This is a genomic window from Streptomyces griseofuscus, from assembly GCF_014673495.1.
Classification (GTDB): Bacteria; Actinomycetota; Actinomycetes; order Streptomycetales; family Streptomycetaceae; genus Streptomyces; species Streptomyces murinus.
In genome coordinates, this window is sequence record NZ_CP051006.1 from 1951837 (window position 1) to 1978723 (window position 26887).

The 26887-nt window shown below is 72.1% G+C and carries 26 protein-coding genes; 17 read left to right on the top strand and 9 right to left on the bottom strand.

Annotated elements, in window-relative coordinates; genetic code table 11:
- Positions 1-110: 110 nt before the first annotated feature.
- From HEP81_RS08620 to HEP81_RS08635, 4 genes are read right to left on the bottom strand one after another with little or no spacing between them, the layout of a single operon-like run.
- On the bottom strand, positions 111-1394 hold the full coding sequence (locus HEP81_RS08620) for a glutamate synthase-related protein (protein WP_037661385.1): 1284 nt from the start codon (positions 1392-1394) through the stop codon (positions 111-113).
- Complete coding sequence (locus HEP81_RS08625; protein ID WP_078967633.1) at positions 1391-2419, bottom strand: asparagine synthetase A; 1029 nt, start codon at positions 2417-2419, stop codon at positions 1391-1393. Before HEP81_RS08625 ends, HEP81_RS08620 begins: the two co-directional genes overlap by 4 nt.
- Before the next feature lie 5 nt (positions 2420-2424).
- Positions 2425-3828 carry a methylaspartate mutase gene (locus tag HEP81_RS08630; RefSeq protein WP_375139859.1) on the bottom strand — a complete coding sequence of 468 codons (1404 nt, stop codon included), beginning with the start codon at positions 3826-3828 and terminating at the stop codon, positions 2425-2427.
- Positions 3825-4217, bottom strand: coding sequence for a cobalamin B12-binding domain-containing protein (locus tag HEP81_RS08635; protein WP_243279343.1), 393 nt, complete (start codon positions 4215-4217; stop codon positions 3825-3827). Before HEP81_RS08635 ends, HEP81_RS08630 begins: the two co-directional genes overlap by 4 nt.
- A gap of 305 nt (positions 4218-4522) precedes the next feature.
- Here HEP81_RS08635 and HEP81_RS08640 point away from each other — a divergent pair, with 305 nt between their 5' ends.
- Both HEP81_RS08640 and HEP81_RS08645 read left to right on the top strand, forming a co-directional pair.
- Positions 4523-5932: a helix-turn-helix domain-containing protein gene (locus tag HEP81_RS08640; protein WP_078967634.1), complete on the top strand. Its 1410-nt coding sequence runs from the start codon at positions 4523-4525 to the stop codon at positions 5930-5932.
- Between the two features lie 90 nt (positions 5933-6022).
- Positions 6023-6955 carry an ornithine carbamoyltransferase gene (locus HEP81_RS08645; protein WP_037661387.1) on the top strand — a complete coding sequence of 311 codons (933 nt, stop codon included), beginning with the start codon at positions 6023-6025 and terminating at the stop codon, positions 6953-6955.
- Positions 6956-7046: 91 nt separating this feature from the next.
- On the opposite strand, the gene HEP81_RS08650 is transcribed toward HEP81_RS08645, so the two are convergent.
- Positions 7047-7259 (bottom strand): MbtH family protein, encoded by a 213-nt coding sequence (locus tag HEP81_RS08650; RefSeq protein WP_037661390.1) that lies wholly within the window; start codon positions 7257-7259, stop codon positions 7047-7049.
- Between the two features lie 235 nt (positions 7260-7494).
- On the opposite strand from HEP81_RS08650, the gene HEP81_RS08655 reads away from it, so the two are divergent.
- Positions 7495-10524 (top strand): AfsR/SARP family transcriptional regulator, encoded by a 3030-nt coding sequence (locus tag HEP81_RS08655; protein ID WP_310739470.1) that lies wholly within the window; start codon positions 7495-7497, stop codon positions 10522-10524.
- A 43-nt stretch (positions 10525-10567) separates the two neighbouring features.
- On the opposite strand, the gene HEP81_RS08660 is transcribed toward HEP81_RS08655, so the two are convergent.
- Entirely contained in the window at positions 10568-10735 is a 168-nt protein-coding gene (locus HEP81_RS08660) for a hypothetical protein (RefSeq protein WP_157854562.1), read from the bottom strand.
- A gap of 226 nt (positions 10736-10961) precedes the next feature.
- Positions 10962-11423, bottom strand: coding sequence for a hypothetical protein (locus HEP81_RS08665; protein ID WP_051850529.1), 462 nt, complete (start codon positions 11421-11423; stop codon positions 10962-10964).
- 196 nt (positions 11424-11619) lie between these two features.
- On the opposite strand from HEP81_RS08665, the gene HEP81_RS08670 reads away from it, so the two are divergent.
- The 9 genes from HEP81_RS08670 to HEP81_RS08710 all read left to right on the top strand — a co-directional run bounded on the left by HEP81_RS08670 (position 11620) and on the right by HEP81_RS08710 (position 18743).
- Entirely contained in the window at positions 11620-12270 is a 651-nt protein-coding gene (locus HEP81_RS08670) for a prephenate dehydratase domain-containing protein (RefSeq protein ID WP_063755277.1), read from the top strand.
- Entirely contained in the window at positions 12257-13222 is a 966-nt protein-coding gene (locus HEP81_RS08675; RefSeq protein WP_037661396.1) for an ornithine cyclodeaminase family protein, read from the top strand. Before HEP81_RS08670 ends, HEP81_RS08675 begins: the two co-directional genes overlap by 14 nt.
- Positions 13212-14030 (top strand): PhzF family phenazine biosynthesis protein, encoded by an 819-nt coding sequence (locus HEP81_RS08680; RefSeq protein WP_243279344.1) that lies wholly within the window; start codon positions 13212-13214, stop codon positions 14028-14030. The genes HEP81_RS08675 and HEP81_RS08680 overlap by 11 nt, the downstream gene beginning before the upstream one ends.
- 29 nt (positions 14031-14059) lie before the next feature.
- Positions 14060-14353: a DUF1330 domain-containing protein gene (locus HEP81_RS08685; RefSeq protein ID WP_037661398.1), complete on the top strand. Its 294-nt coding sequence runs from the start codon at positions 14060-14062 to the stop codon at positions 14351-14353.
- A gap of 59 nt (positions 14354-14412) precedes the next feature.
- Positions 14413-15834, top strand: a complete 1422-nt coding sequence (locus HEP81_RS08690) for a phenylacetate--CoA ligase family protein (RefSeq protein WP_037661400.1) — start codon at positions 14413-14415, stop codon at positions 15832-15834.
- Positions 15831-16802 (top strand): branched-chain amino acid transaminase, encoded by a 972-nt coding sequence (locus HEP81_RS08695; protein WP_037661402.1) that lies wholly within the window; start codon positions 15831-15833, stop codon positions 16800-16802. Before HEP81_RS08690 ends, HEP81_RS08695 begins: the two co-directional genes overlap by 4 nt.
- Positions 16803-16812: 10 nt before the next feature.
- Entirely contained in the window at positions 16813-17109 is a 297-nt protein-coding gene (locus tag HEP81_RS08700; RefSeq protein WP_037661405.1) for a Dabb family protein, read from the top strand.
- A gap of 99 nt (positions 17110-17208) precedes the next feature.
- A complete protein-coding gene (locus tag HEP81_RS08705) occupies positions 17209-17505 on the top strand; it encodes a hypothetical protein (RefSeq protein WP_037661407.1) in 297 nt (98 codons plus the stop codon).
- 410 nt (positions 17506-17915) lie between these two features.
- Positions 17916-18743, top strand: coding sequence for a CAP domain-containing protein (locus HEP81_RS08710; protein ID WP_037661409.1), 828 nt, complete (start codon positions 17916-17918; stop codon positions 18741-18743).
- 42 nt (positions 18744-18785) lie between these two features.
- On the opposite strand, the gene HEP81_RS08715 is transcribed toward HEP81_RS08710, so the two are convergent.
- Entirely contained in the window at positions 18786-20345 is a 1560-nt protein-coding gene (locus HEP81_RS08715; RefSeq protein ID WP_037661467.1) for an IucA/IucC family protein, read from the bottom strand.
- A 159-nt stretch (positions 20346-20504) separates the two neighbouring features.
- On the opposite strand from HEP81_RS08715, the gene HEP81_RS08720 reads away from it, so the two are divergent.
- The 4 genes from HEP81_RS08720 to HEP81_RS08735 all read left to right on the top strand — a co-directional run bounded on the left by HEP81_RS08720 (position 20505) and on the right by HEP81_RS08735 (position 24772).
- Positions 20505-22034 carry an IucA/IucC family protein gene (locus tag HEP81_RS08720; protein WP_037661412.1) on the top strand — a complete coding sequence of 510 codons (1530 nt, stop codon included), beginning with the start codon at positions 20505-20507 and terminating at the stop codon, positions 22032-22034.
- A gap of 9 nt (positions 22035-22043) precedes the next feature.
- Positions 22044-23306: a VWA domain-containing protein gene (locus HEP81_RS08725; protein WP_037661414.1), complete on the top strand. Its 1263-nt coding sequence runs from the start codon at positions 22044-22046 to the stop codon at positions 23304-23306.
- Entirely contained in the window at positions 23306-24109 is an 804-nt protein-coding gene (locus tag HEP81_RS08730; protein WP_037661469.1) for a hypothetical protein, read from the top strand. The genes HEP81_RS08725 and HEP81_RS08730 overlap by 1 nt, the downstream gene beginning before the upstream one ends.
- Before the next feature lie 132 nt (positions 24110-24241).
- Positions 24242-24772 (top strand): hypothetical protein, encoded by a 531-nt coding sequence (locus tag HEP81_RS08735; protein WP_037661417.1) that lies wholly within the window; start codon positions 24242-24244, stop codon positions 24770-24772.
- Between the two features lie 36 nt (positions 24773-24808).
- Here the strand turns inward: HEP81_RS08735 and HEP81_RS08740 are convergent, their stop codons facing one another.
- On the bottom strand, positions 24809-25498 hold the full coding sequence (locus HEP81_RS08740) for a winged helix-turn-helix transcriptional regulator (protein ID WP_037661418.1): 690 nt from the start codon (positions 25496-25498) through the stop codon (positions 24809-24811).
- 81 nt (positions 25499-25579) lie between these two features.
- Here HEP81_RS08740 and HEP81_RS08745 point away from each other — a divergent pair, with 81 nt between their 5' ends.
- Positions 25580-26788 (top strand): pyridoxal phosphate-dependent aminotransferase, encoded by a 1209-nt coding sequence (locus HEP81_RS08745; protein ID WP_037661420.1) that lies wholly within the window; start codon positions 25580-25582, stop codon positions 26786-26788.
- Positions 26789-26887 lie beyond the last annotated feature (99 nt).

Genomic DNA, 26887 nt, shown 5'->3' on the forward strand with positions numbered 1-26887 from the left:
GAAGATTCGGGGCTGCGCTCGCGCGCGGAAGGGGGCGGACCGCCGCGACCGCGATCGGCGCCGACGGGAGGAGCGGGAGGCGGGGCCAGGAACTGACTGTCTGAGAGGCCCTAGTGCAGGACGTGGGCGAGCGGGGGGCGCACATCGGCGGGGAGCAGGAGGTCCTCCGCGGACAGGGCGTCGACCCGGTACTTTCCGACGGCGCTGATCAGCATCCGCAGTTCGAGGGCCATGCTCTCGGCCAGCCGCAGCAGTCCCGCGTCGCCGTCCTCGTCCACGGCCAGCAGGGCCGCCCGGCCGAGCCCGACCGCCCTGGCGCCGAGAGCCAGGGCCTTGACCGCCCGGGTGCCCTCCCAGACGCGTCCGCTGGCCAGCAGGCAGCGGCCGGTGCGGCCGATCCGGGTCAGGCACTCGCCGAGCGGCAGCCCGACCTGGGCCAGGAAGCCGCTCGGCGCCCACGCGGTGCCGGCCTCGGCGCCGTCGACGGTCACCGCGTCCGCGCCGGAGGCCCACGCGGTGGCCGCGGCGTGGGCCACGTCCCGCCCGGGGTGGAGCTTCACCCAGACCCGTACGCGCGGGAAGTTGTTGCGCATCAGCCGGATCTGCTGGCGCAGGATCTCCTCGGTGAAGGTGCCGGGGCTGCTCAGCCGCAGCACGCGGTCGCCGGCGCCGAACACCTCCTGGGTGGCGTACTGTTCGGCGACCCGCCCGGCCGCCTCGCGGTCCAGCACGGTCAGCCCGCCGAGGCCCGGCTTGGCGCCCTGGCCGACCTTCAGCTCGAAGGCCAGCTTCCCGGCGTCCAGCAGCGGCTGGGACACGGGGTCGCTGTAGAGGAGGTTCCACACCTCGGCGTCCGCGTCCTCGGTGGACTGCTGGACGACCACACCGCCGTACTCCTCGTTGCCGGACGCGGCGGCGGCCTCGGTGTAGGCGGTGATACGGCCCGCCATCGAGGAGACCTCGGCCTCGCTGGCACCCCGGTAGCCGTTGACGGGGACCACGTTCTCGCCGATCACCATCGGGATGCCCAGCCGTCCGGCCTGTGCCCCGGCGGCCTCGCCGAGGTCGCGGCTGGCGACCTGGGTGGAGCCGAACGCCGAGACGTACAGCGGCAGCCGGGAGGCGAACCCGCCGATGACGGTGTCCAGTTCGACATCCGTGTACAGCGGCTCACGGGCCAGTTCGATCAGCTTCTCCAGCCGCTCCGGCATGAAGACCGGCGGCACGATCCGGGTCCGCTCCAGCGGGTCGCCCAGGTCGGGCCCGGCGGGCTGGGCGCCGACCAGGCCGGTGCCGTAGACCGACAGGTCGGGGAAGGCGGCCGCGGCCCCCAGCCGGGCGCGGCGGCGCACCTCCGCCTCGGGGAAGCCGGCGGCGCTCAGTACGGCGCTCACGCGGACACCACTCCCGGGAGCTTCGGGTAGGCGCTGGCCTGCCAGACGGCGGTACGGCCGGTGACGTACCGGGTGAAGCGCTCCAGGCCGATGCCGAAGCCGGAGCTGGCCGGGATGCCGCGGCGGGCCAGGTCCAGGTACCAGCCGTACTTGGCGGGGTTCTCGCCGGTCTCGCGCATCCGGGTCACCAGCGTCGCGTAGTCGTGCTCGCGCTCGCTGCCGCTGGCCAGTTCGCCGTAGCCCTCGGGGGCGATCAGGTCGAAGTTGCGCAGCACGCCCGGGCGTTGGGTGTCCTCGCGGTCGTAGAAGCCGCGTGAGCCCTTGGGGTAGTCGACGACGAAGAACGGGCGGCGGGAGCCGGCGGACAGGATCTCCTCGCCCCGCCAGTCGATCTCCGCGCCCGGGTCCTGCGGGTGCCCGAGCTCGACCAGGCCGGCGGTGGCCTGCTCGTGGCTGGTGCGGCCGAAGGCGCTCGTGACGGCCTCGCGCAGCGCGTCCTCGTCGCGGCCGAGCAGCTCCAGCTCGGCGGGCATGTCCCGCAGGACCTCCGCCACGGTGTGGGAGACCAGGGCCTCGGCGAGCGCCATCGCGTCCTCGCGGCGGGCGTCCCGTATCTCCACGTCGATCTGGTGGAACTCGGCGAGATGGCGGTGGGTGACCGCCGTCTCCAGCGGTTCCAGCCGCACATTGGGCGCGATGTAGAAGATCTTGTCGAAGGCGGCGAGCGTGGCCTGCTTGTAGAGGATCGCGCTCGTCATCAGCTTGTACTTGTGGCCGTAGAAGTCCACGTCCACCTGCTTGGACCCGCGGATGCCGGGGTCGGTCACCGGGCCGATGAGCGGCGGCAGCAGCTCCTGGAAGCCCTGTCCGGCGAGGAAGGCGCGGACGGCGGTGAGCATCCGGTTCTGCACCCGAAGGGTGGCGCGGGTCTCCGCGGCGGTCAGGTGGGCGTCGAGGGAGGCGGGCAGCGGGGGCGGGGCCTGGAGGGTGGCCGGTCCGGCGGACTCGGCGGTCAACACGGTCATGGGTACTACCTCCTGGGGGTGCCGCCGGACAGGCCGGCGAGAGGACGCGGGCGCCCGGGCGGCGCGGCGGTCGGGGCGGTCGGGGCGAGGAAGTGGTTGTCGTGGCGGCTCTGCACGAAGGACAGGGCGTCGAACAGGCCCCGGGCCGTCAGCCGGCCGCTGCTCCTGGCGACCGGGCCGATCGGCATCGAGCCGATCTCGGACCAGGTCAGCCGGCCGGCGTCGTCGATGTAGCTGCGGGTGCGGCCCGCGTTGTCGGGGTGCAGGCAGTAGGGGACGTCGAGATAGCCGCGCGCGAACGCCGTCAGCAGGGCCCGGCCGAGGTCGGCGTCGAGGCCGAGGACCGCGTCGATCAGGGCGCGGGCCTCGGCGTACACCGGGTTGTCGGACACGGGCGGCGCTTCGGCGGGGCTCCGGTGGGTGCCGTCGGCGGCGGCGGTCCGGTGGGCGTCGCGGGCGGCCGCCGATGCGACGCGCAGCGCCTCGACGTTCTCCGCGACGGTGGGGATGCGGTGCGCCTCCGCGACCGTCTTGACGATCAGCCGGGCCGCGCCGCCCTCCACGGCGAGTTCCGCCGAGCGCTCCAGCAGTTCCAGCGCGCCCTCGCGGGAGCGCGGGTACAGGCCCATGTAGGTGTAGAGGACGATGTGCCACTCGGTGTCCGGCAGCAGTTCGGCGGCCAGCCTGCGCAGCGCGCGGATCGCGTGGACGTCCTGCTCGGAGTTGGTCTGCTGGGCGTAGCTGAGCGAGATGGAGCGCAGGCCCGCCCGGTGGAAGAAGAGTGCCTCCAGCGCGCTGAGCGCCACCAGGAGTCCCGGTGGGCACAGCTGTCCCAGCATGCAGCCGCCGAACGTCTCCAGATGGGGTTCGGCGCCGGTCGCGCGGAGCGAGGCGAGGAATTCACAGGCCTGCTGCCAGTTGCGGACGGAGTCGGCCAGCGGGGTGCGGCCGTAGGGCAGGCAGTACGACACCGGGCCGCCCTCGGTCGCGTCCAGGCCGAGCGCGGCCAGGGCGGCGACGATGCGCTGGGGGCGGGCCGAGCCATGGCGTACCTGTACGGGGAACGACGGGTCGCGCACGCCGTCCAGGACCCAGCGGGAGGTGTGCGGGCTGAGCGAGCTGATGGGGTAGCCGTTGAGGGAGTGGTCCTCGTTGAGGGCGCGCACCGCGGACAGTTCGTCGCCCACCCGGGTGTAGCTGTCGATGGTGAGGGTGCCGACGACGGCCTCGGCGGCGTCCCTGGTCGCCCGCAGCCCGGCCCGCATCAGGGCGGGGTCGGAGAACCCCATCCGCGGTTGCACCACGAGGGCTCCCCTGGCCTGGGCGTCCGCGACGTACCGCGCGAAGGAGGCGCGCGATCCGTGCACGGCCACCGGGCCCCGGGGGCGGGTCGTGGCGGCCCGGGTCACCGGGTCACCTCCTTGGGCAGGGCGCCGACGAACGTCTCGAAGGAGGCGAGGTCGACGCCGTCCTGGAAGACGGCGTCGAAGCCGGCCGCCATGAGTTCCCTGGCCTGTTCCTCCTGCCGGTCCTGCGAGATCCCGAGCTTGCCGCCGATGACGACCGGCAGTCCGTCCAGGTCCGGACGGGCGCGCAGGGCGCCGATCAACGGCTTGGCGTCACGGCAGCCGTGCCCGTTGACGCTGCTGATCACCAGCAGATCGGGCTGGTGTTTCGCGCAGGACTCGACGATCTCTTCCTCGGGGACGCAGGGGCCGAGATTGACGACCTCGTGCCCCAGGCCCTCCAGCAGCAGCTGAATGAATACGAGATTCCAGGTGTGTGCGTCGGACGCCAATCCGGTGACGATTACTTCGAGTGACGCCGTGCGGTCGCAAGTCGCCAATTCGGCAGGCTTCATTCGTTCTTCGTCCACATCATTGATGACATCGGGAGAAGGAGGCTGGCGGGTTCTGAACTCCCCGCACGATCGAGCCTAGGAGTCCTCCCGAAGCGTCACCGGCGCCGGCGACGGCAGCGCGGCGGCAGTTGCCGCCGCCCCTGCGACCGGTGTTCCCGGCGGCAGTAACGCCGCAGGAACGGAACGGTAAGGCGCCCTCGGAAGCTTGTTGAGCAAGCAACCGGAACAGCAGGGAGACAGCGATGACGAACCGTCAGGCTCGGTCGGCTGAATTCGGCGCCGTGCTGCGCGGCGCCCGGGAAAAGGCCGGGCTCACCCAGGAACAGCTGGCCGGGCTCTCGACTGTCAGCATCCGGGCGATCCGTGATCTGGAGCGCGGACGAGTGGTACGGCCTCGCAAGGACACGGTGCGGCTGCTCGCCGACGCCATGCGGCTCGGTGACACGGGCCGGGCGGCGCTCGAACTGGCCGCCGACAGCGCCTCGGTGGGCAAGGCGCTGCACGATGTGTACAGCCCCGAACTGGCCTGCCCGCCCATGCCGGTGCACACCCTGTTCGGCCGCGAGTCCGAACTGCGCGCGCTGTCGGACCTGTTGGGAAGCGAGCGGGAGCGACTGGTGACGGTCGTGGGCCTGCCCGGTGTCGGCAAGTCCCGGCTCGCCCAGGAGGCCGCCCTCCAGGTGCACCGGCGGGGTGACATACCCGTGCTGTGGCTGCCCATGGACGCGGGCGGGCGCACCACGGACAAGGCCGCGCACCGGCCGCAAACCGCGCTGGCCAACTGGGTGCGGCCCCTGGTGTCCGAGGGCGGGCACTACGACGAACTGGCGTCGTTCATCGCGGACCGGCCCACCCTGCTGGTCCTGGACGGCCACGAGATGACGCCCGCCACCAGCCCGGCCCTGATGTACCTGCTGCACAGCTGCCGGCGGCTCAGGATCCTGCTGACCTCCCGGCGACCGCACCATGTCTCCGGCGGCCGGCTGCTGCCCCTCGCCCCGCTGCCGACGACCCTGGCACCGGGCCCGCCCCCGATACCCGGGCCGGCCGCGATGTCGCCGCTGCCCGGTGACTCGCTGTCGGCGCGCCGCCCCGCCGTCGAGCTGATGCTGTCGTACGTCAGCCATCTGCGTCCCGATCTGCTGCTCACCGACTCCGTGATCGGGGTCGTGGCGGAGATCTGCGAGGCGCTGGACGGCATACCGCAGGCCCTGGAGGCGGCCACTTCCTGGCTGTTGCTGTACTCGCTGGAACAACTGCGGGAGATGGCCCGGGAGTCACCGCTCGCGCTGGTCGACGGCGCTCCCCCGCTGACCCTCGGTGCCGCCGCCCCGCTGGGTGAGCTGCTGGCCTCGGTGCGGGCCGGGCTCCCCGACCGGCAGGCCGCGCTGCTGGCGGCGATGGCACCGGCGGCCTCCTCCTGGACCGTCGACGACGCGGCCGAGGTGCTGGGTGTCCCGTCGGCGCGGGCGGCCCAGGACGTGCACGCCCTGCTGCTGCACGGCCTGATCCGCCAGTTCCCCGCGGCGCCGGGCGGCGCGGACCGGCCCGGCGAGTTCTCGGTGCTCCATCTCGTACGCGACCTCGTCACCGGCGAACGGCCGCCGGAGGAGGACGCGGCGCCCCGGCTGCTCGCCACCGGCGCCGCGTGACCGACGCCCGCTGCCGCGCAGACATCCCGGCAAGTCCTGCCAAGTCCTGGCAGAAAACACATAGTTCACGAAAGGTGATGACACTCCGCCATGCGTAATCTCATCTCGCTCGCCGACCTGACCTCCGAGGAACTCGACCGCATCGTCAAGCGCGCCGTCGTCTTCGGCCGCGGTGACACCGACGAACGGCCGCTGGCCGGGCGCCGGGTCGGTATCTACTTCCGCAAGTCCTCGACCCGTACCCGTACGTCGTTCTGGAGCGGCGCGAGCCGGCTGGGCGCGGACATCATCACGTTCGGTCCCGACGAGCTGCAGATCAGCACGGGGGAAACCCTGGAGGACACGGCCCGGGTGCTGGGCGAGTACCTGGACGCGCTGGTCGTGCGCACCAACGGGGACATGGCGGAGATACGGCGGCTGGGCAGCAGCCCGAAGCTCGCCGTGGTCAACGCCCTGACCCTGGACGAGCATCCGACCCAGGCGATCGCCGATCTGGCCACGCTCACCGAGCTGTTCGGTGACCTGGCGGGCCGGCATGTGCTGTGCGTGGGCGAGGGCAACAGCTCGGGTGCCGCGCTCGCGCTGGCCGCGGCGCTCACCCCCGGGCTGCGGCTGACCCTGCTCTGCCCGAAGGGGTACGAGGTGCCGCGGGAGACCCTGGACCTGGTCGCCAAGCTCAGCGAAGGACAGGCGCTGGTCGAGCAGGTCACCTCGGCCGACGAGGTGACGGGAGCGGTGGACGCGGTGTACACGAGCCGCTGGCAGACGATGGGCGTGCCCAAGGCGAACCCCGACTGGCTGGCCGACTTCGAGGGGTTCCGGATCGACCAGGGGTTCTTCGACCGGTTCGCCGGTCCGGACACCGTGTTCCTGCACGACCTGCCGGCCGTGCGCGGTCAGGAGGTCACCGACGAGGTGCTCGACGGGGAGCGGAGCGTCGCCTGGCGCCAGGCGCACCACAAGATGACGGCCGCGATGGCGGTACTGGAGTGGTGCGTCGTCGCAGCGGACGACCGTATCTGACCCGGACAGCCGCAAGAGAGCGGTGGTCGAGCCGGCCCGGGGGCCGGTTCCACCACCGCTCTCGGCGTGCTCGGTGCGGTCGGGGGCGGGCTCAGCCGCCCATGGCCGCGACGGCCGATTTGGGGCGCAGGTCTGTCCAGTTGGCCTCGATGTACTCGGCGCATTCCTGCTTCGTGCCCTCGTCCCGCACCAGCGTCCAGCCCGCGGGCTGCTGGATGCCGACCGGCCAGAGGGAGTGCTGGCCCTCGTCGTTGGCGAGTACGACGTAGCGGCCTTCCGGATCCTCAAAAGGGTTGGTTGCCACAATTCCCACCTTCGCTGAAGCGACGACGCATGACACGCGCCTGACGTTTTCCGGTCCCCAAACTAGGGGCCGTTCAGGCAGGGGGCGGGCAGCGTGACAGGCAGATCGGCGGTGGTGTTCACGCCCTCGTCGCGCACCGCGACTGGTCCACACCACACTACCGCCCGTTTCACGGACGACATATGATCATACGGACGGCGAGATCCATGAACTCCGACCGGTGAGGGGATCCAAGGTGGCAGGTGGTGGGGGGCCACTGAGATTCAACCTGCTGGGAGCGCTGGAGGTCTGGGAGGGCGGCACCAAACTCCGTCTGGGCGGGGCGATCCAGGAGCGCGTGCTCCTCATGCTGCTGCTGGAGTCCGGCAAGATGCTGCCCGTCTCCCGGCTCGTCGAGGCCGTCTGGGACGAGGACCCGCCCGCGACCGCCCCCCACCAGGTTCGCAAAGCCGTCGCCGATCTGCGTCGGCGCATCCCCGGTGGCAGCGAGACCCTGGTGACCGAGGGCCCCGGCTATCGCGTCGTGGTCACCGAGACCCAGCTGGACCTGGCCGAGTTCGACGCCCGGCTGCGCACCGCCAAGGAGGCCTTGGCCGCCGGGAACCCCGCCCGGGCCGTCGAGGCGCTCCAGGCAACGCTCGCCCTGTGGCGCGGTCCGCTGCTCTCCGGCGAGAGCACCCCGGTCATCGAGCGCGCCTCGGTCATGCTGGAGGAGCGCCGGCTGGCCGCCGCCGAGCAGCTCTTCGATCTGCGGCTCGGTCTCGGCGAGTCCGCCGAACTCGTCGTGGACCTGCGCCAGCTCGTGCACCAGAACCCGCTGCGTGAGACCCTGCGCGGCCAGTTGATGCTCGCGCTGTACCGGTCGGGCCGCCAGGCCGCCGCCCTGGAGGAGTACGCGGAGGCCCGCCGGCTCCTCGGCGAGGAACTGGGCATCGACCCCGGCCCCGAACTGACCAGGCTGCACGAGGGAATTCTGCGGGAGAGCCCCGAACTCGCCGCCGCGCCGAAGTCCTGGGAAGCCCCTTCCCCGCTCCCGGCCGCCCCCGAGATCAAGGCACCCTCCACCCTCCCGCACGACCTCGCCGACTTCACCGGCCGGGACCGCGAACTCCAGGAATTACTGGGCTACGCGCGTCACGAGGACGACCGGGCCACCCGGATCGTGGCCATCGACGGCATGGGCGGCAGCGGGAAGACGACTCTGGCGGTACGGGCCGCGCACCTGCTCGCCGGGGCCTATCCGGACGGCCAGATCCATATCGACTTGCGCGGCTACACCCCGGGCGAGCAGCCGGTCGCCACCGGGGCCGCCTTGGCCTCCCTGCTGCGCACCATGGGCGTACCGGGCCCCGGACAGCAGCTGCCCGAGGACGACGCCGGGCGCGCGGCACTGTGGCGGGCCACCCTCAGGGGCAAGCGGGTCCTGCTGCTCGTCGACAACGCCACCGAAGCCGGAACGATCCTGCATCTGCTGCCCGCCTCGCCGGACTGTCTCCTCCTCGTCACCAGCCGGGCCCGGCTGGTGGATCTCGACGGCGCCGACTGGATCTCCATCGGCCTGATGTCCCCCGAGGAAAGCGCCACCCTGATCGAGGACATCCTCGGCAGCCAGCGGGTGTCCGCGGAGCCCGAGGCCGCCGCCGAACTGGCCCGGCTGTGCGGGTATCTGCCGCTCGCGCTGCGCATCGCGACCGCGCGGCTGCGCAACCGCCCGCGCTGGACCCTGGCGTACCTGGTGGAGCGGCTGCGCGACGAGACCCGGCGGCTGGACGAACTCAGCCTGGGTGAACGCAGCATCGCCGCGACCCTGCGGCTGTCGTACCAGGCCCTGGACAAGGACTCCAGGACCGCCTTCCGTACCCTCGCCCTGCACCCCGGCGGGGACATCGATGTCTACTCGGCGGCCGCCCTGCTCGGCATGGACGTCCGGATCGCCGAGGACACACTGGAACGGCTCCTCGACGTCCATCTGGTGCTGCAACCGGAGATCGGCCTGTACACCATGCACGACCTGGTGCGCAGCTTCGTCCGGAGTCTGCGCGGCGAGCCCACCGCCCAGGACGACGGGGCCGCGGTCGAGCGGCTGCTCGACTACTACCTGACGGCCACCGAGGCGGCCTGCGAGGTGCTGTTCCCCGGGCGCCGGCGCCGGCCCACCGGGATCCCGCCGTCGACGGCGGAGCTGCCCGACCTCACCCACGAGAAGCTGGCGCAGGTCTGGTTCTCCCGCGAGCACCCGGGGCTGCTGTCCCTGGTCACCCTGGCCGAGCGGTCCGGGTATGACCGGCACGCGGTGTGCCTGGCCCGCAATCTCGTCTTCCACCTCAACGCGCGCGGCCATCTCCAGGAGTTCGCGCAGCTGTGCCGCCTCGCGGTCACGGCCGCCCGGCGCCTGGGCGACCTGGACCTGCTGGGCGTCAGCCTGTCCAACCTGGGTGTCGCCTGCTGGAAGCTCGGCCGCTACGAGGAGGGCGTCAAGGTCGCCGAGGAGGGCCGGGACGTCGCCGCCCGGCTGGGCGACCGGCACACCCAGGCGCACACCGAGAGCACGCTCGGTCTGTACAAGAGCCTGCTGGGCCGCTTCCCCGAGGCGCTCGCCCATCTCCAGTGGGCGATCACCTGCGAACGCGAACTCGACTCGCCCCGCGCCGAGGCCGAGAGCCTCACCGCCCTGAGCGCCCTGTACGAGCAGTGGGGCAAGTATCAGGAGGCCGCCGAGGCGGCCCGGCGCGCGATGCGACTCGCCGAGCAACTGGGGCGCAAGGGCGGCAAGTTGGTCGCCCTCACCGATCTGGCCCTGGCACAGACCGGCCTCGGCGACTACGCGGAGGCCGATGAGACGCTCGCCCTCGCCCGCCAGTTGTGCGACGAGTCCATGGACCAGGGCCATGTCGCGATGACGCTCGCGCTGTCGGCCGACATCGCCCAGCGGCTGGACCGGCCCAATGAGTCGTCCGGTTTCGCGGACCGCGCCCTGGCCCTCGCCCAGGCGGGGTCCTCGCCGCTGCGCCAGGCGAAGCTGGAGAACGTGATCGGCCGGGTGCTGCGGCGGAAGCAGGAGTACGCCTCCGCCCTCGCCCTGCACAGCAGCGCACATGAACTGGCGTCCTCCGTCGGCCACCGGGTCGAGGAGGCCTATGCCCTGGCCGGCCTCGCAGGCGCGGCGGCGGCGCTGGGCGATGAAGGGTGGGCGGCCGAGCACGCGGCGCAGGCCGAGGAACTGTTCTCGGCGATGGGCATCCCCCCGAACGCCCGGCGCACCTGACCGCCCTGAAGAGCTGACCGCCGTATCGCCGACGGTCCGGTGACTACGCGCCCAGGACCGGGTTGGTGACGGTCGGGCCCTTGTCCTCGGCCGTCACGTGGTGGCCGTGCCGCTGCGTGTCCGTGTGGCCTGCCTCGACCGCCGCGGCGCCCAGCGCCAGCGCCACCACGGCCACGACGATCCGGATCGAGTTGGTGAGCTTACGAGCCATGATTCCCGCCCCCTGAAGTGTCTCCGGTCTTTCCGACACCTCGAATATGGCGACGCCCATTCCCGCGAGGATCCCGCTCCGATACCGCCCATGGGTAACGCCCGGAAACGGCCTCTGACCTGGGACAAAAGCTGATCCGGGGGGTTGGGGCGGGAACGGTTTCCTGGGGCGGGAACGAGCGGGTGGGGCAGGACCGGTCGGGTGGGGCGGATGAGCCGGTACCGGGTCAGTCCGTGCCCGCTCCGGTGAGCGTCACGGTCGTACCGCCGAGCCGGCAGGACAGCACCCGCGGGCCCCGGGCGGTGAGGACGACCACCGTGTGCGCGGGACCGCTCTCGTGCTCCGCCATGTCGAGCAGGGCCCTGACCGAGGAATGCAGCACGACGCGGTCCGCCTCGGCGGGCTCACCGCACGGGCCGCCGCCGGCCGGCGCGCTCCAGGTGATGCCGACGACCTCGTGCATGCCGTCGCAGGACTCCGTGGCGACCCCGAACCGCAGCCCCTGCCAGCCCTCGTCCACGACCGGACCGTCCGGCCCACCGCCGGCCGGGCCACCACCGTCCGGCGCACCGCCGTCCGACGGCCCGCCGGTCCCGGTGTGCGCGGCCCATCGCTCGACGGCCGACAGGTCCCGCAGGGCACGGCTGAGCCGTTCCGTCACCGGTTGCGGGTCCGGGAAATGCTTCACGAAACGCTCCTTCGCAGATAACCGACGCGCTCCATGCCACTGCTTTGCCGGTCGCGTCGTCAAGAGGCAGCTTCCATCGGCAGTTACCGGGGTGCTTGGCCGGATTCATGGAAACTCACCGATCCGTCGAGTTAGCGTCCTCGTATTCCCACTGCTCGCCCGCTCGGCTTCCTGAAAGCAATGGAGGAACGCAACGATGAGGCAGATGGTAAATTGGCTGACCCCGTCCTTCGCCACCCATGGCGGAAGTCCGGGAGTAGCCACGCTGGGACCGGCCGGCACCAGTAGCGAAGTCGCCGCAGGAATCGTCTGGCAGAGCCTTGAGGGCGATGTCCCGAGCATCCGGAACATCGCACTGCACCGGACGTACGAGGACGCCGCCGAGGCGGTGCTCAAGCAGGACGTGGACTACCTGGTGGTGGCCAACGCCTACAGCGGCATCAGCGAGTTCTACATGGACACCCGGCTGTCCCTGGCCGGCGTGTTCGTGATGGACACCCCTCACTACGGCATCGCCCAGCTGCCCGGGGAGGCGGTCCCGGACCGGCCGGTGGTCGCCACCCACCCGGCGCCCCGCCCGCTGGTGGACGAGCTGCTGCCGAGCCACTTCACCGACCGGGAGATCCTTCAGGTCACCTCTACCAGTACGGCCGCGCAGTCGGTCCGGGACGGTGTCACGGACCTGGCGCTGACGACCGTACCGGCGGCCGAGGCCCACGGCCTGGAATTCATTTCCCGGAAGCGTTTCATCAGGATGCTCTGGTCCGTATTCACGCTGAACGGCGAGATATTCGTCGTCCCCGACGACACCGCGGAAGCGGGGAGGATCACCCATGCTCATACTTGACGGAGAGGCGGTCCGCGCCTCCTACCCGATGACCGAGGCGATCTCGGTCATGACGGAGGCGCTGCGCGCGTTTTCCTCGGGAAAGGTGACGCAACCGCTGCGGTCGGTTCTCGCGCCGCCTTCCGAGGAAGGTGTCTTCGCGATGATGCCGTGTCATGCGGAGGGCCTCGGATACGGTTTCAAGGCCATCATGCACAATCCCGGGAACGAAGCCCGAGGACTGAGCACGCATATCGGCATGGTCACCGTTTTCGACCCGGAGACCGGTGAACTCTCGGCCGTCCTGGACGGCAGCGCGGTCACCGCGATCCGCACCGCCGCGGTCTCCGCCGTCGCCACCCGGGAACTGGCCCGTGCCGAAGCGGGCGATCTGGCGATCCTCGGCTCGGGCACCCAGGCCCGCACCCATCTGGAGGCCGTCCGGCTGGTGCGGGACGTCCACCGGGTGCGGGTCTGGTCCCGCACCGCCGAACGGGCCCGGGACTTCCGGGACTGGGCCGCAACCCAGGGCGTGGACGTCGAGGTCGCCGCCACCCCCGAGGAGGCCGTACGCGGCGCGGATCTGGTGTGCACCACGACCGCCTCGCGCGTCCCGCTGATCGGGGCGGGTGCGCTGAGCCCCGGCGCCCACGTGAACGCGGTCGGCGCGTCCGTGCGCGGCGCCCGGGAGCTGGCCCCCGCCGCCGTCGCCGGCTGCGCGGTCTTCGTGGACAGCCGGGAGTCCGCCCTGAACGAGTCCAGTGACATCTGCGACCCGATCGATGCGGGCCTGATGGACGAGAAGGACATCAGGGGCGAGATCGGAGAAGTGCTCCTCGGCACCGCCCGAGGACGCACCGAGCCAAAGGAGATCACCTTGTTCAAGTCCCTGGGCCTGGCCGTCGAGGACGTCGCCTCCGGTTTCTCGATCGCGGCTCGGGCGCGGAAGGGCGGCATCGGTGTTGCTGTCTGAGACACGGCCGTCCACGCTGCGGGCCACCAGGGTCTTCGTCGTCGACGCCTTCGCCAAGCGCCCGTTCACCGGGAACCCGGCCGCCGTGTGCCTGCTGGAGGAGCCCAGGGACGAGGGCTGGATGCAGGCCCTCGCCCGGGAGATGAACCTCTCCGAGACGGCGTTCGTGACCGCCCGCGACGAGGGCTACGAGCTGCGCTGGTTCACCCCGGCCAAGGAGGTCGACCTCTGCGGCCACGCGACCCTGGCCAGCGCCCATGTCCTGTGGCAACGCGGCTTCCGGGAGCGGGAGATCGACTTCCACACCCGCAGCGGCCTGCTCACGGTCAGCCGCGAGCAGCGCGAGATCGTCATGCGGTTCCCGGCGGAGCGCGCGGTGGCGACCGAGCCGCCGGCCGGACTGTGCGAGGCGCTGGGCGTGGATCCGGTGTGGATCGGCCGCAACAGGTTCGACTACCTGGTGGAGGTCGCCGACGCGGAGGTGGTGGCCGACCTCAAGCCCGACTTCGCCGCCCTCGCCGGCATCCCGACCCGCGGGGTGATGGTCACCGCGCCGGGCGGCTCGCACTCCGAGTTCGACTTCGTCTCCCGGTTCTTCGCACCGGCGTACGGCGTCGACGAGGACCCGGTCACCGGCTCCGCCCACTGCTGCCTGGGCCCGTACTGGGCCGACCGGCTGGGGCGCGCGGAGCTGTGGGGCTACCAGATGTCCCGGCGCGGCGGCACGGTCCACGTCACCGTCCTGGACGACCACGTGCTGCTGGGCGGCACCGCGGTCACGATCACGGCCGGCGCCTCGATCCCGTAGGCGACCAGGAAGGAAGCGGAGGACAGAGCATGCCCGCGTACGTCATAGGGAACGTCACCACGCTGGAGACCAGCGACGAACTCGCCGAGTACCGCCGCCGGGTGGGCGCCACGGTGGCCCGGTACGGCGGGCGCTTCCTGGTCAGAGGGGGGAAGGTGGACGTCCTGGAGGGCGGCTGGCTCCCGGTCCACCTCACCCTCATGGAGTTCCCGGACGGTGGGGCCGTCCGCGCCTGGCTCGGGTCCCCCGAGTACCAGGAGATCGCCGCGCTCCGGACCGGCAGTGTGCGCACCGAGCTGGTCCTCCTGGAGAACGGCGACTGACGACCAACACCTGTCGATCCGGCTTGTCCACGCAGGGATTCAGGAAGGTTTCACCTCACGTGTTCACCATCTTCGACGACGAGCTCGACGCCCTCGCCCGCCGCTCGGTCGCCCAACAGCAGGAATTCCACGCCGGGTTGTGGGACGGGGAGCGACTGTCGGCCCACCAGTTCGAGAACCTCCGGGAGAGCCTGCGCTATGTGCGCAAGCGCTCCCCCTTCTACGCCGGACGGCTGGCGGGCCTGACGGACGCGCAGATCGAGGGCCTGGACGCCGCGGAGTTCGCCCGCACCGTGCCCTTCACCACCAAGCAGGACCTGCGGGAGCAGCGCTACGACATGCTCTCCAGGCCGGTGAGCGAGTCCTGGGTGTTCTACGAGACCACCGGCACCACCGGGCCCGCCACCCCGTGCCCCCGCGACAACACCGACTCCATCGTCAACAACGCCGCCCTCACGGTGGCCTACCGGGACATCTTCGAGCAGCACGGCGACCATCACGTCGTGGCGGTGCTCGGCCCGACCGAACTGCACTCCACGGGCGACACGTTCGGCGACGTCTGCCGCAATCTCGGGCACGCGGTCGTCAAGATGTGGCCGCACTCCCCGGTCGTGGGGTTCGAGCGGGCCCTGCACATGCTCCGCGAACTGCGGGTGACGGCCGTCTTCTGCACACCCGGCATGGCGATGTCGCTGGCCAAGGAGGCCCGTAAGGCGGGGCTCGACCCGGCGGCCGACTTCGATCTGCGGCTGCTGATGTTCGTGGGCGAGCTGGTCACCCCCAAGTTGCTGGAGAACCTCGGCACCATCTGGAACGCCCGCGCGTACAGCTGCATGTACGCCTCGCAGGAGTCGTCCATCGTGGGCACCGCGCACGCCGACGGCCGGCTGCGGACGGTGCCGTTGAACGTCTACTACGAGGTCATCGACCCGGGTACCGGGGAACTCGTGGCGCCGGACGCGCGCGGGGTGCGGACGGGCGAGCTGGTCATCACCCATCTGTACCAGGGCGCCAAGCCGCTGGTGCGCTACCGCACCGGTGACCTGGTGCGGCTGGAGCCGGCCGGCGACGACGGCTCCCCCGCGCAGGTCCTGACCCCGCTGGGCCGGGTGCGCGACCGCATCGATCTCAACGGCCGCACGGTCACGGCCTATGAGCTGGAGGACCTCGTCCTGTCCCGGGCGCCGGGCTGCCGCGACTACCACATCACCATCGACCGGGAGGCGGACGTCGACGTGCTCGCCGTCGACCTCGACATGCCGGACACGGCCGCCGCGCAAGACGCCCACGCGTCGCTCGTCGCGGCGGCCGCGGACGCCTGGGGCTGCCCGCTGACCGTCCGGCACACCGAGCTGGGCGCGATCACCACGACGGGCGCCATGGTCAGCTGGAAGGCGGCCCGGGTGCGGGATCTGCGCGCGGCCTCGGACCCCGAGCACGAGGCGGCCCTGGCCATCGCCCGCCGACGGGACGCACGATGAGCGCAGGCCGCACCGCCGCCCCGGGCGCGGGCCGATGGGTCTTCCACGACGGCGACTTCATGCCCGCCGCCGATGTACGGCTCAGCCCCAGTGTGCAGGCGCTCCAGTACGGCACCGGTGTCTTCGAGGGCATCCGCTCCTACGCCGCCGACTCGGGCGACGCCCATCTGTACCGGGCCCACGACCACTTCACCAGGATGATCGGATCGGCGCGCCTGCTGCGGATCGCGATCGACCACAGCGCCGCCGAACTGGTCGAGATCGCCGCCGAATTGCTGCGCCGCAACGGGCACACCGGCGACGCCTATCTCCGACCGCTCGCCTACAAGATGGCCCTGGAGCCCGGGGTGCCGTTCGGTGTCCGGCTCCAGGGGGTGTCCTCGGCGCTGACCATCGTCAGCCTGCCCATGGGCAGTTACACGTCCAAGGACGGGATCAGCTGCGGGATCTCCTCATGGCGGCGGATCCCGGACAGCTCGCTGCCCGCCCGCGCGAAGATCACCGGCGCGTACGCCAACAACGCGCTGGCCACCGACGAGGCGACGGCGGCCGGCTACGACGACGCGATCTTCCTCAACCAGGCCGGCCATGTCGCCGAGGCCAGCACGGCCAACGTCTTCCTGGTGCGGGCCGGGCGGGTCGTCACCCCGGCCCAGGACTCCGACATCCTGGAGGGCATCACCAGGGACTCGGTGATCTCGCTGCTGCGCCGCCAGGCGGGCATCGAGGTCGAGCGGCGCACGGTCCTGAGGTCCGAGCTGTACACGGCCGACGAGATCTTCCTGACCGGCACCGGCTGCGAGATCGTCCCCGTCACCGCCCTGGACGGCCGTCCGGTGGGCTCCGGAGTGCCGGGCCCCGTCACCCGTACGGTCATGGCCGCCTACGACCGGTCCGTCCGCGGCCGGGACCCCCATGACGACCAGGGCTGGCTGACGCCGGTCCACGCGACCCCCGTTCTGCTCTGAGGAGGCACCGATGATCCGCCACACCGTCCTCTTTCGCTTCCGTCCCGAGGTGGACTGGTCCGACGCGCGCGCACAGGCCGCCGAGGAGGCCACCGCGGGCCACCCGGACCACATCGAGGAGATCCTCGGCTGGGAGTTCGGGCGCAACATGACCGAGCGGCCGGTCGCCTACGACTTCGCCCTGATCGGCACGTTCGCCGACCGGGGAGCGGTCGACCGCTATCTGACCCACCCCGACCACGTCCGCGGCGTCGAGCTGTGGAAGGAGATCGCCACCTGGGTGGTCGCGGATTTCGCTGTCGCCTGAGAGCCACCCCTCGACGGGCCGGACCGGCGGTGACCGATCCGGTCCGCGCCCACCGCACCTTGCCCTCCGGTCCCACGACCCCTACCCGAGGATCACGACATGACAGCGATCGTTTCCCGAAACGGCAGCCCCGCCACCCTCGTCGAGGAGGCCCTTGACGCCCTCCTGACCACCGCCGAACGCCGCGATCCCCTGGTGGAGGCCCAGGTCGCGGTGCTGGAGGCCGGACTGATGCTGACCCGGGCGGGCGCGGTCACCCCGTCCCCCGGCCAGCACGACCGCGTACAACTGCTGCGCGAGGCCCTGGGCTCGGTGCGCGCCGCCGTCATGGCCACCGGTGTCGCGGTGGCCAGGTCCAACGACGCGGCGCGGATGGCGGGTGCGGACGCCGGATAGAGCGGACTCGTTCACGAGCGGGATCAGCTAGTGCCCGGGGTGCCCGGCGAGAGTGCCGGGCAGCCCGCCCCGCGTGACAACCCTCACACGAAATCGGCCACTAAGCACCCCGGATAGTAGGCGACCCTTCGGCGACATATGGGATTTGTCCGCCTTATTATCGAAGCGGGCCGCTCCGGGGGCGGCCGCTCCCGGAAGGCGGAGGGGTGCTCACCAATCGCCCCGGTCGACGCACTCTTGACGGCGCACCAGATGAAGGCAAACGTCGCGATCGCGAACTCGGCACCTTCGCGGGCATCTGACAAGAGGCCCGCGCGGCTACGAGGCCGGATAGGAGGACGGCTCGTTGCGGTCCTTTCCGGACCGTGCTGAGACTGGGCGCTCGGCGATCACCGAGCGAGGTTCACACAATGGGCAAGCATCGCAAGACGCAGTATTTCCGGCGTATGGTCATCGGCGCCGTCGCGGTCGGCACGGTGGGCGTACCGTCCGTCGCCCTGGCCTGTACGGACTGGCCGTCCGGCGCGACGGACCAGAGCGCCGCCGCCACCGGCGCCACCGCTCTCGCACTGGCGGACATACCCGCGCCCACGGACACGGCCACGGCCGGGCAGACCGCGATACCGCAGCAGCCCGGCAGGGCCCGGGCGATACCGAAGCAGCGGGCGCACCATCACCCCCGCCATCTCCCCGAGGCCCCCGGAGCCCCGCTCACCACCGCCGCGCCGGCCGCACCCCAGACGGCCACCGCGCAGCCGGGAGGCGCGCCCTCGGCCGCCCAGCCCGAGCAGACCGACGCTCCGGCGCCCGCGCCCACCGCGTCGAGCACCCCGACGCCGGCCGCCACCGCCACCACCGCGTCCGGCGTCACCGCGCAGATCGTGCAGCTGGTCAACGCCGAGCGCGCGAAGGCCGGTTGCCAGCCGCTCACCCTCAACGCGAAGCTCACCAAGGCCGCTCAGGAGCACAGCGCGGACATGGCGGCCCACCAGAACATGTCGCACACCGGCTCCGACGGCTCCGACCCGGGCACCCGCATCACCCAGGCGGGGTACACCTGGAGCGCGTACGGCGAGAACGTCGCGTACGGCTACTCGACCGCCGCCGAGGTCATGGCGGGCTGGATGTCCAGCCCCGGCCACCGGGCCAACATCCTCAACTGCGGCTACCAGGAGATCGGTGTCGGTCTCGCACAGCCCGACAGCTACTGGACACAGGACTTCGGCACGGCCCGGTAGCCGTCGGCGTACGGACGGGACAGCGGTCGGCGATACGACGGGTCAGCGGTCGGCGAGCGGATTGCGCAGCGGCAGATAGCGCGCGTCCGCCCCGTCCGCGCCCGTCCACCGCAGCAGCAGATTGGTCTTGCCCGGCAGGGTCGGCGAGCCGAGCAGGGCGGGGATCTCGGGCAGGTCGTGCCGGGCCAGTGCGCGGCGCGCGGCGGGCCAGGGGTCGTACCCGCGATGCCGCTCGGCCAGGGCCCCGGCGATCTCCATGAGGTGGTTGACGATCAGGCAGTAGACCAGCCGCTCCCAGCCCGCGGCGCGCGGCACGTCCGGCAGCAGCTTGACGCCCTCGGCGTCCCGGAACAGCGCCTGTACGGGCGAACCGGAGGCGTCCACCGCGACCAGGGTGTTCTGGAGATGCGCCTCCAGGACGACCCCGTGGGTGTCGAACGCGGTCAGCGCGGGCGGCACCACCTGCGCCAGATACGCCTCCCACCAGGCCGCGGGGTCGGCCGTCCCGGCGAGCGGGCTGCCGTCGAAGCCCTCGGCGAGACCCGCGGCGAGCAGCGGCACGGCGCCCGGCAGCAGATGGTCGCGCAGCCCGTCGCGGACCACCACGGCCAGCTCCTCGTACGCGAAGGACGCGGTGCGATGGCCCCGGTCGGCGAGCCACGCGGCGGACATGCCCGTCGCGGCGGACGCCCCGGTCCCGGCGGAGGCCCCCGTCGCCGCGGACGCCCTCATCGCGGCGAAGGCGCGCCCCGCGGCGGTGTCGGTGCGGCGCAGCCGCAGCAGGTCGTGGCGCCAGAGCCGGCGGATGTCGTTGGTGATCCGCACGTCCAGGCTGAACTTCAGGAACAGGTCGGCCCGCGGCTCGTACACCGTACGGATCGCGGCGGTCGGCCAGGTGTCGAAGGGGGTGGTGCCGAGCCGGACGAGGCGGCCGTCGGCGAAGGCGGGGGCGAGGGTGTGGGCGACCAGGTCGAGCTGCCAGGGGTGGGCGGGCAGCAGCCGGTAGCCGGGGGGCGCGCTGCCCAGGGCGTCCAGGGCACGGGTGTCGCCCTCCTCGGCCACCTGGTCCTCGCGCACCCCGAGCAGCACCAGCGGGAAGCGGGCGTACGCCTCGGGGGCGTACGGCAGCCAGGACGCGACCGGGCCGCCGCCGCGCGCCTTGGGCGCCGGGTGGTAGGGGTGGCCGGTGATCAGGGACTGCTCGGAGCGCTGATAGGGGTCGTCCGGCGGGGTCGTACGGGCGCGGGCGGCGAGCAGCGCTGCGACGGCCTCCCGGCTGTCGATCATCTCGGCGGGCAGATCGCCGCCGGGCAGCCCGGTGTGCCGGCGCAGTTCCTCGGCGACGAGTTTGACCAGTTCGGGGTGGCCGACGCGATGCCAGGCACCGGCCGCGAACACTTCGGGGTCGGCGGGGCGGCGGCCCGGGCGCACGCGCAGCAGCCGTCCGGTGCCGGGCAGCCGGTGCACCGGCCGCTGACCGGGGGCGCCGGGCAGCGGGTCGGCCACCTCCCGGAGCAGGCAGTTGAGCAGGGGGGCGGCCGCATAGGCGTCGGCGAGCCGGCCGACGGCGGCTGCGGGAGGCTTGAGGTCCACGCGATCCATTCGTTCTTCGGTGGCGTTCTTCTTCGAGCGTCGCACCCGGGCGGGCGCGTTCTTCGCAAGGGGCCCGGAAGCGATCAGTATGGCTTCGTATCCGACCATGGTGCGGTCTTCCGTACCCGACCATCGTGCCCCCTACCGGCCGCGATCGAGGAGCCGACCGTGTCCCACTCCCCCACCGCCGAGGCCGAGGTCGCCGCGGAGCTGAGGGCCGTACGCCCCGGGCTGCTGCCCCGGTACGACGCCGAGCTGCCCGGTGCCCGCGCGGCCGTGCTGACCCGGCTGTGGCGGGGGCTCGCGCACGAGCCGCTGCCCTGGATCACCGGCCGGACGAGCGGGGCGTACGGTCTGACGCTGCGGCTGGCCGACGGCCGGGCGCTGCACGGCCCGCACCCGGACCCGTACGCCACGCACGCCTATGTCACCGCCGTGCGCCTGGACCGGCGGCGGTACGACGATCCGGCCCTGCTGACGGCGGAACTGGCGGCCGGTGCCGGAGTGGGGCCGGGGGCCGAGGGCTTCGCGGCGGAGCTGGGGCACAGCGTGGCCTCCCTGGCCCTGTCCCGGGCCGCCGCCGATCACCCGAAGGAGTGGCCGGAACGCGACTGGGAGTGGGAGCAGCGGGTGGTGGACGGACACCCCTTCCATCCCAACTGCCGATCCCGGCCCGGGTTCTCGGTCGCGGACCAGCTGGCGTACGCCCCGGAGCACCGGCCCCTGGTACGGCTCGGGACGCTGCCGGTGCCCGCCGCCGAGTGCCTGCTGACCGGCGAGTGGCCCGAGGAACTGCGGGACGGGGAGCGATTGTTGGTGCCGGTGCACCCGTGGCAGGCGGCGCAGGTGCTGAAGCGGCCGTACGACGACTGGTGCCCGGCCCATCCGCTGATGTCCCTGCGGACGCTGGCCGTGCCCGGCGGACTCCATGTGAAGACGGCGCTGAGTTCCCGGCTGACCTCCTCGGTGCGGGACATCTCGCCGTACTCGGTGCGGGCGGCTGCGATCCTGTCCGACTTCGCGGCCGAACTCGCGGAGCGCACCGACGGGTTGCTGGACATCACCCGCACCCTGGGGGCGGTCACCGCGGGGACCGCCGAACTGGCCGCGCTGCTGCGGGAGTCGCCCGAGCGGTGCGCGGGGCCGGGTGAGCGGGTCCTGCCGGTGGCCGCGCTCGCCATCACGCCGCTGCCCCGGGACCCCGGGTGGCTGGCCGCGTTCACCCGGCTCGCGCTGACCGTGGGGCTGCGGCTGCTCGATCTCGGGGTGGCCCTGGAGGCGCACGGCCAGAACCTGCTGGTGGTGCTGGCCGCCGACGGAAGCCCGCGGCGGCTGGTCTATCGCGATCTGGCCGACATCCGGATCAGCCCGGCCCGCCTCGCCCGGCACGGCATCACGCCGCCCGCGCTCGCCGGACGGCTGGTCACGGACGACGAAACCGCCCTGCGCCGCAAGCTGTTCGGCTCCCTGGTGGCGGGCGCGCTGGCCTCGGTGGCGGGGTCGGGACCGGCGCTCGGGGCGGCGCTGGCGGCGGTCGTGCCGGACCTTCCCGACACGGCCGATCTCACGGCGCTGCGCCGAGGTCCGGTGCCCGCGAAGGCGTTGACGCTGATGCGGTTGTCGCCGGGGACACCGGGCGACCAGTGGACGGAGCTGCCCCACCCGCTCGTTTTGGAGCCCGGCACGATTGATCAATAGGATCCGTCGATGATCAGAAGACAACGGCTGGCGGTAGGAGTGTGCGCCCTGCTCGCCGCGCTGACCGCCGGGCTCACGTTCCCGACAGCGGCGGCCGCCGACGAGACGGAGCAGGCCGCTCCGAAGGTCGAACTGGTGCTGGACGTCAGCGGATCCATGCGGACCCGGGACATCGACGGCGGCACCCGGATGGCGGCGGCGAAGCAGGCGTTCGACGATGTGCTCGACGCGACCCCGCAGGACGTGGAACTGGGCATCCGCACGCTCGGCGCCAACTACCCCGGAAACGACCGCAAGGAGGGCTGCAAGGACACCGCGCAGCTGTATCCGGTCGGCCCGCTGGACCGGACCGACGCGAAGACCGCGGTGGCGACGCTCCAGCCGACCGGCTGGACGCCGATCGGGCCCGCGCTGCTGAAGGCGGCGGGCGATCTCGACGGTGGTTCCGGAACCCGCCGGATCGTGCTGATCAGCGACGGCGAGGACACCTGCCAGCCGCTGGACCCGTGCGAGGTGGCCCGGGAGATAGCCGCCAAGGGCATCGGCCTGACCATCGACACGCTGGGCCTGGTGCCGGACTCCAAGACCCGTGACCAGCTCAGCTGTATCGCGGACGCGACCGGCGGCACGTACACCTCCGTGCAGCACAAGGAGGAACTGACCGACCGGGTAGGCCAGTTGGTGCACCGGGCGGCCGACCCGGTGGTGACGCCAGTGGCCACCTCGGGCGCCGGGCAGTGCTCGAGCGCGCCGATGCTGAAGTCCGGTCTGTACACCGACCGCGCGGCCTTCGGGCAGCAGCGCTGGTACAAGGTCGACGTCAAGCCCGGCCAGGAGCTGCGCGCCTCGGTGAGCGTCGCGGACGACCGGGCCGTGAACCCCTCCTACGGGGTGCTGCTGCGGGCGGTGACCGCCAAGGGTCGGGAGATCGTCCGCGGGGAGGCGGCCGGTACCGGGCGCACCGACATGATCTCCACCGGGCTGCGCTACCCGAAGCCGTCCAGCGACGACGACAACGCGCCGGCGGAGACGGTGTGTCTGGAGGTCGCCCACTCCTTCTCGGCGCCCGCGAGCGTGAAGAGCACGCCGGGTCTGCCGCTTGAGCTGACCGTGGACGTGGTCAGCGGTCCCGACCAGGCGCACGACGTGGCCTCGTTCGGTCTCGGCCGCGGCTGGTGGCTGCTGGGCACGCTGGTGCTCATCGGCTTCCTCGCGGGTGTGCTGTGGGGCTGGCTGTCGCGCTGGCGCGTCGCGATCTGGAGGACGAACTGATGCGTGCCGTACGAGTATTGAGCGCCCTGGGCACGACACTGCTCGCCCTCGGCCTCGCCGCGGGACCGGCCGCCGCCGACTCCTCGCCCTCCCCCAGCGCCTCCGACGGCTCCGACACCTCGGCGCCCACGCAGGCGGGCACGTCCTTCCGTACGGCGACAGAGCTCCAGCAGGGTCAGCAGGCGACGGCCTCCGGGTCCACCGGTGACTACCTGTACTGGTCGTTCCCCGCGGACACCGGGCAGCGGCCGACGGTCAAGGCGACCGTGAAGCTGCCGCAGACGCACGGCGCCGAGACCTGGCAGCTCGATGTGTTCGACGGGCTGCGCCGCAGGCAGTCCTGCCAGTACGGCGCCTCCTCCCGCGCCGCCGAACAGGGCACCAACTCGGTCGAGTTGGCCTGTGTGATGCGGACGGTGCGCGGCTGGGCGGAGCCGTGGGCCAACGACCCGCTGCCGGGCACGTACTACGTCCGGCTGACGGTCGTGGACATGGGCGCCGCCGACCTCGGCCAGCCGGTGAACGCCGAGATCCAGGTGGACTCCAAGGACATCGGCGGCCCTTCGGCCGTCGACGGCTCCCTGGGCAAGCCGCTGGTCCCCGGTATCGCGGTCAAGTCCGAGGCGCAGGGCGACGATTCCAGGACCGCCGTGCTCTCCAGCTTCGGCTCGCGTGACGGCTGGTCCTCCGGCTGGTGGTCCGACCGCTGGGTGTGGACGGGCATCGGCGCGGTGCTCGCCGCGCTGGCCGGTATCGGCGGATACGCGCTGACGCGGGGTCACGGCCGGCCGCCGACCGTCTGACCGCACCGTCGAGAAGGGCCCGCCCAGGTGGCGGGCCCTTTTGTCTCATCTGACGGGGGCCTTTGCCCCTGGCTCCGACCGGGCCCTCCGCTTCCGGCCCCGGTCGCGCGCGGCAGCCGATAGCTTGGCGTCATGTCCGCGTTCATACAGCAGCTTCCGGCGCTGTTCGGGGTCGTCATCGGCGCCGTCGGCTCGTATCTGGCGATCGCCCGCGGCGATCGGATCCGCTTCCATCGCGAGCGGGCCACCCGCTGGGAGGAGCGGCGGCTGGCGATCTACGCCGAGTACGCGAGGGCGCTCAAGCAGTCCGTCACCCTGGCCTACCGGATCGCGGCCCATCTGGGCGTCGACCCCCATCCGCACCCGCTGTCCCCCGAGGAGGCCGCTCCCCAGCTGGCCGCGGCGACCGACGCCCGGGATCCCGCCGGGGAGGCGCTGCTGATGCTCGGCAGCACCGCGGTGGTGGACCGGGCCCGCGAGTGGGTCGTCGCGGTGATGGACATGGAACGGTTCCTGCGCGACGACACCCACGATCCCGAGACCTGGCGGGCCATGATGGCGCGGCAGCGGGCCGCACGGGAGGCGTACTACGCGGCCGTCCGGCACGATCTCGGGCTCCCGCCCGGCCACTCGGGGGAATGGAGCCTGTCGGCCGCCTCGTGAACCCGCCGCCCTGACCGCGGCCTCAGAAGGGTTCCGTCACCCCTCCCGCAGCGCCTTCGCCACCGGCCCCTCGCCCTCCACCGTGACCTGCCCGGCGCGCAGGGCCTCCAGGAGCGGCAGGGTGCCGCGGGCCACGGCCTCGGAGACCGGGGTCGTCAAGATGAGGCGCGCGTCCGCGGGGGTGGGGGCGGGGCCGTCGCCGTACACCGGGGCCGCATACACCGGTTTTGAGTCCGCCGGTGCCGCGTCCGCCGGTGCCGAGTCCCCCGGCTCCCCGCCCGCGCGGACATGGAAGTCGCCCTCCTCCAGGTGGACTTCGACCAGCCCCCGCACGCCGAGTCCCGCCAGCGCGCGCAGCAGCGGCAGGGCGAACCAGTGGGCGCGGACCGCGTCCGTCGGGCGGCGCTCGCCGAGTTCGGCCTCGCCCCAGGCGCCGAACGCCTGGAGGACGGGCAGCAACGCGCCTCCGCGCGGCGTGAGTTCGTAGACCGTGGCCGCGCCGGGGGGCGGCAGCCGGCGCCGGGTGGCCAGGCCGTCGCGTTCCATGTCCTTCAGCCGGGAGGCGAGGACATCGGTGCTCACGCCGGGCAGGTCGGCGTGCAGGTCGGTGTAGCGACGCGGGCCGGCGAGCAGTTCACGGACGATCAGCAGGGTCCAGCGGTCCCCGACGAGGTCGAGCGCACGGGCCGCGGAGCAGTACTGGTCGTAGCTTCGGCGAGGTGGCATGCGACGCAGTCTAGACACGTTGTTGGACTTTCCAAGCTCCAGCTTGGTAAAACCAAGTAACACGAGTTCCCGGAGGGACGCATGGAGTTCCGGCAGTCGAACAAGCTCAGCGAGGTCTGTTACGAGATCCGCGGCCCGGTGATCGAGCACGCGGACGCGCTGGAGGAGGCGGGCCACAGCGTGCTGCGCCTGAACACCGGCAACCCCGCGGCCTTCGGGTTCGAGGCACCGGAGGAGATCCTCCAGGACATGATCAGGATGCTGCCCCGGGCCCATGGCTACACGGACTCCCGGGGCGTGCTCTCCGCCCGCCGCGCCGTCGCCCAGCGCTACCAGACCCTGGGCCTCGAAGTCGACGTGGACGACGTCTACTTGGGCAACGGCGTCTCGGAGCTGGTCTCCATGGCCGTACAGGCGCTCATCGAGGACGGCGACGAGATCCTCATCCCCGCGCCGGACTTCCCGCTCTGGACCGCGGTCACCACGCTGGCCGGCGGCAAGGCCGTGCACTACCTGTGCGACGAGCAGTCGGACTGGAACCCGGATCTCGCCGACATGGCCTCGAAGATCACGGACCGCACCAAGGCCCTGGTCATCATCAATCCCAACAACCCGACGGGCGCGGTGTATCCGAAGGAGGTCGTGGAGGGCATCCTGGACCTCGCCCGCCGGCACGGCCTGATGGTGTTCGCCGACGAGATCTACGACCAGATCCTGTACGACGACGCCGTGCACCACTCGGCCGCCGCCCTCGCCCCCGACCTGGTCGTCCTCACCTTCTGCGGGCTCTCCAAGACGTACCGCGTGGCGGGCTTCCGCTCCGGCTGGCTGGTCGTCACCGGCCCCCGGCAGCACGCGAAGGACTACCTGGAGGGGCTGACCATGCTCGCCTCCATGCGACTGTGCGCCAACGCGCCCGCGCAGTACGCCATCCAGGCCGCGCTCGGCGGCCGGCAGTCCATCCGCGAACTCACCGTGCCCGGCGGGCGGCTGTACGAGCAGCGCACGGTGGCCTGGGAGAAGCTCAACGAGATCCCGGGCGTCTCCTGTGTCAAGCCCAAGGGCGCGCTGTACGCCTTCCCGCGTCTGGACCCCAAGGTGCACCGCATCCACGACGACGAGAAGTTCGTCCTGGACCTGCTGCTGCGCGAGAAGATCCAGGTCGTGCAGGGCACCGGCTTCAACTGGCCCTCCCCGGACCACTTCCGCATCCTCACCCTGCCCCAGGCCGACGATCTGGAGGCGGCGATCGGGCGGATCGGACGGTTCCTCGGGGGGTACCGGCAGTAGCGGCGGAAGCCTCGGTCATCGGTGCCGGGGGCGGCGAGCGCGGCGGGCACCGAATCGCCCTACCGGTATCGGCCGGTACGGCTCCTCCCGGCACCGGCG

Bases quoted from the DNA above. Each gene is read 5' to 3' on its own strand.
- HEP81_RS08735 (WP_037661417.1), top strand. From the start codon at position 24,242: ATGTCCGCGTTCATACAGCAGCTTCCGGCGCTGTTCGGGGTCGTCATC.
- HEP81_RS08710 (WP_037661409.1), top strand. From the start codon at position 17,916: ATGGGCAAGCATCGCAAGACGCAGTATTTCCGGCGTATGGTCATCGGC.
- HEP81_RS08705 (WP_037661407.1), top strand. From the start codon at position 17,209: ATGACAGCGATCGTTTCCCGAAACGGCAGCCCCGCCACCCTCGTCGAG.
- HEP81_RS08660 (WP_157854562.1), bottom strand. From the start codon at position 10,735: ATGGCTCGTAAGCTCACCAACTCGATCCGGATCGTCGTGGCCGTGGTG.
- HEP81_RS08640 (WP_078967634.1), top strand. From the start codon at position 4,523: ATGACGAACCGTCAGGCTCGGTCGGCTGAATTCGGCGCCGTGCTGCGC.
- HEP81_RS08675 (WP_037661396.1), top strand. From the start codon at position 12,257: ATGCTCATACTTGACGGAGAGGCGGTCCGCGCCTCCTACCCGATGACC.
- HEP81_RS08695 (WP_037661402.1), top strand. From the start codon at position 15,831: ATGAGCGCAGGCCGCACCGCCGCCCCGGGCGCGGGCCGATGGGTCTTC.
- HEP81_RS08670 (WP_063755277.1), top strand. From the start codon at position 11,620: ATGAGGCAGATGGTAAATTGGCTGACCCCGTCCTTCGCCACCCATGGC.
- HEP81_RS08625 (WP_078967633.1), bottom strand. From the start codon at position 2,419: ATGACCGTGTTGACCGCCGAGTCCGCCGGACCGGCCACCCTCCAGGCC.
- HEP81_RS08730 (WP_037661469.1), top strand. From the start codon at position 23,306: ATGCGTGCCGTACGAGTATTGAGCGCCCTGGGCACGACACTGCTCGCC.
- HEP81_RS08740 (WP_037661418.1), bottom strand. From the start codon at position 25,498: ATGCCACCTCGCCGAAGCTACGACCAGTACTGCTCCGCGGCCCGTGCG.
- HEP81_RS08715 (WP_037661467.1), bottom strand. From the start codon at position 20,345: ATGGATCGCGTGGACCTCAAGCCTCCCGCAGCCGCCGTCGGCCGGCTC.
- HEP81_RS08685 (WP_037661398.1), top strand. From the start codon at position 14,060: ATGCCCGCGTACGTCATAGGGAACGTCACCACGCTGGAGACCAGCGAC.
- HEP81_RS08725 (WP_037661414.1), top strand. From the start codon at position 22,044: ATGATCAGAAGACAACGGCTGGCGGTAGGAGTGTGCGCCCTGCTCGCC.
- HEP81_RS08745 (WP_037661420.1), top strand. From the start codon at position 25,580: ATGGAGTTCCGGCAGTCGAACAAGCTCAGCGAGGTCTGTTACGAGATC.
- HEP81_RS08700 (WP_037661405.1), top strand. From the start codon at position 16,813: ATGATCCGCCACACCGTCCTCTTTCGCTTCCGTCCCGAGGTGGACTGG.
- HEP81_RS08645 (WP_037661387.1), top strand. From the start codon at position 6,023: ATGCGTAATCTCATCTCGCTCGCCGACCTGACCTCCGAGGAACTCGAC.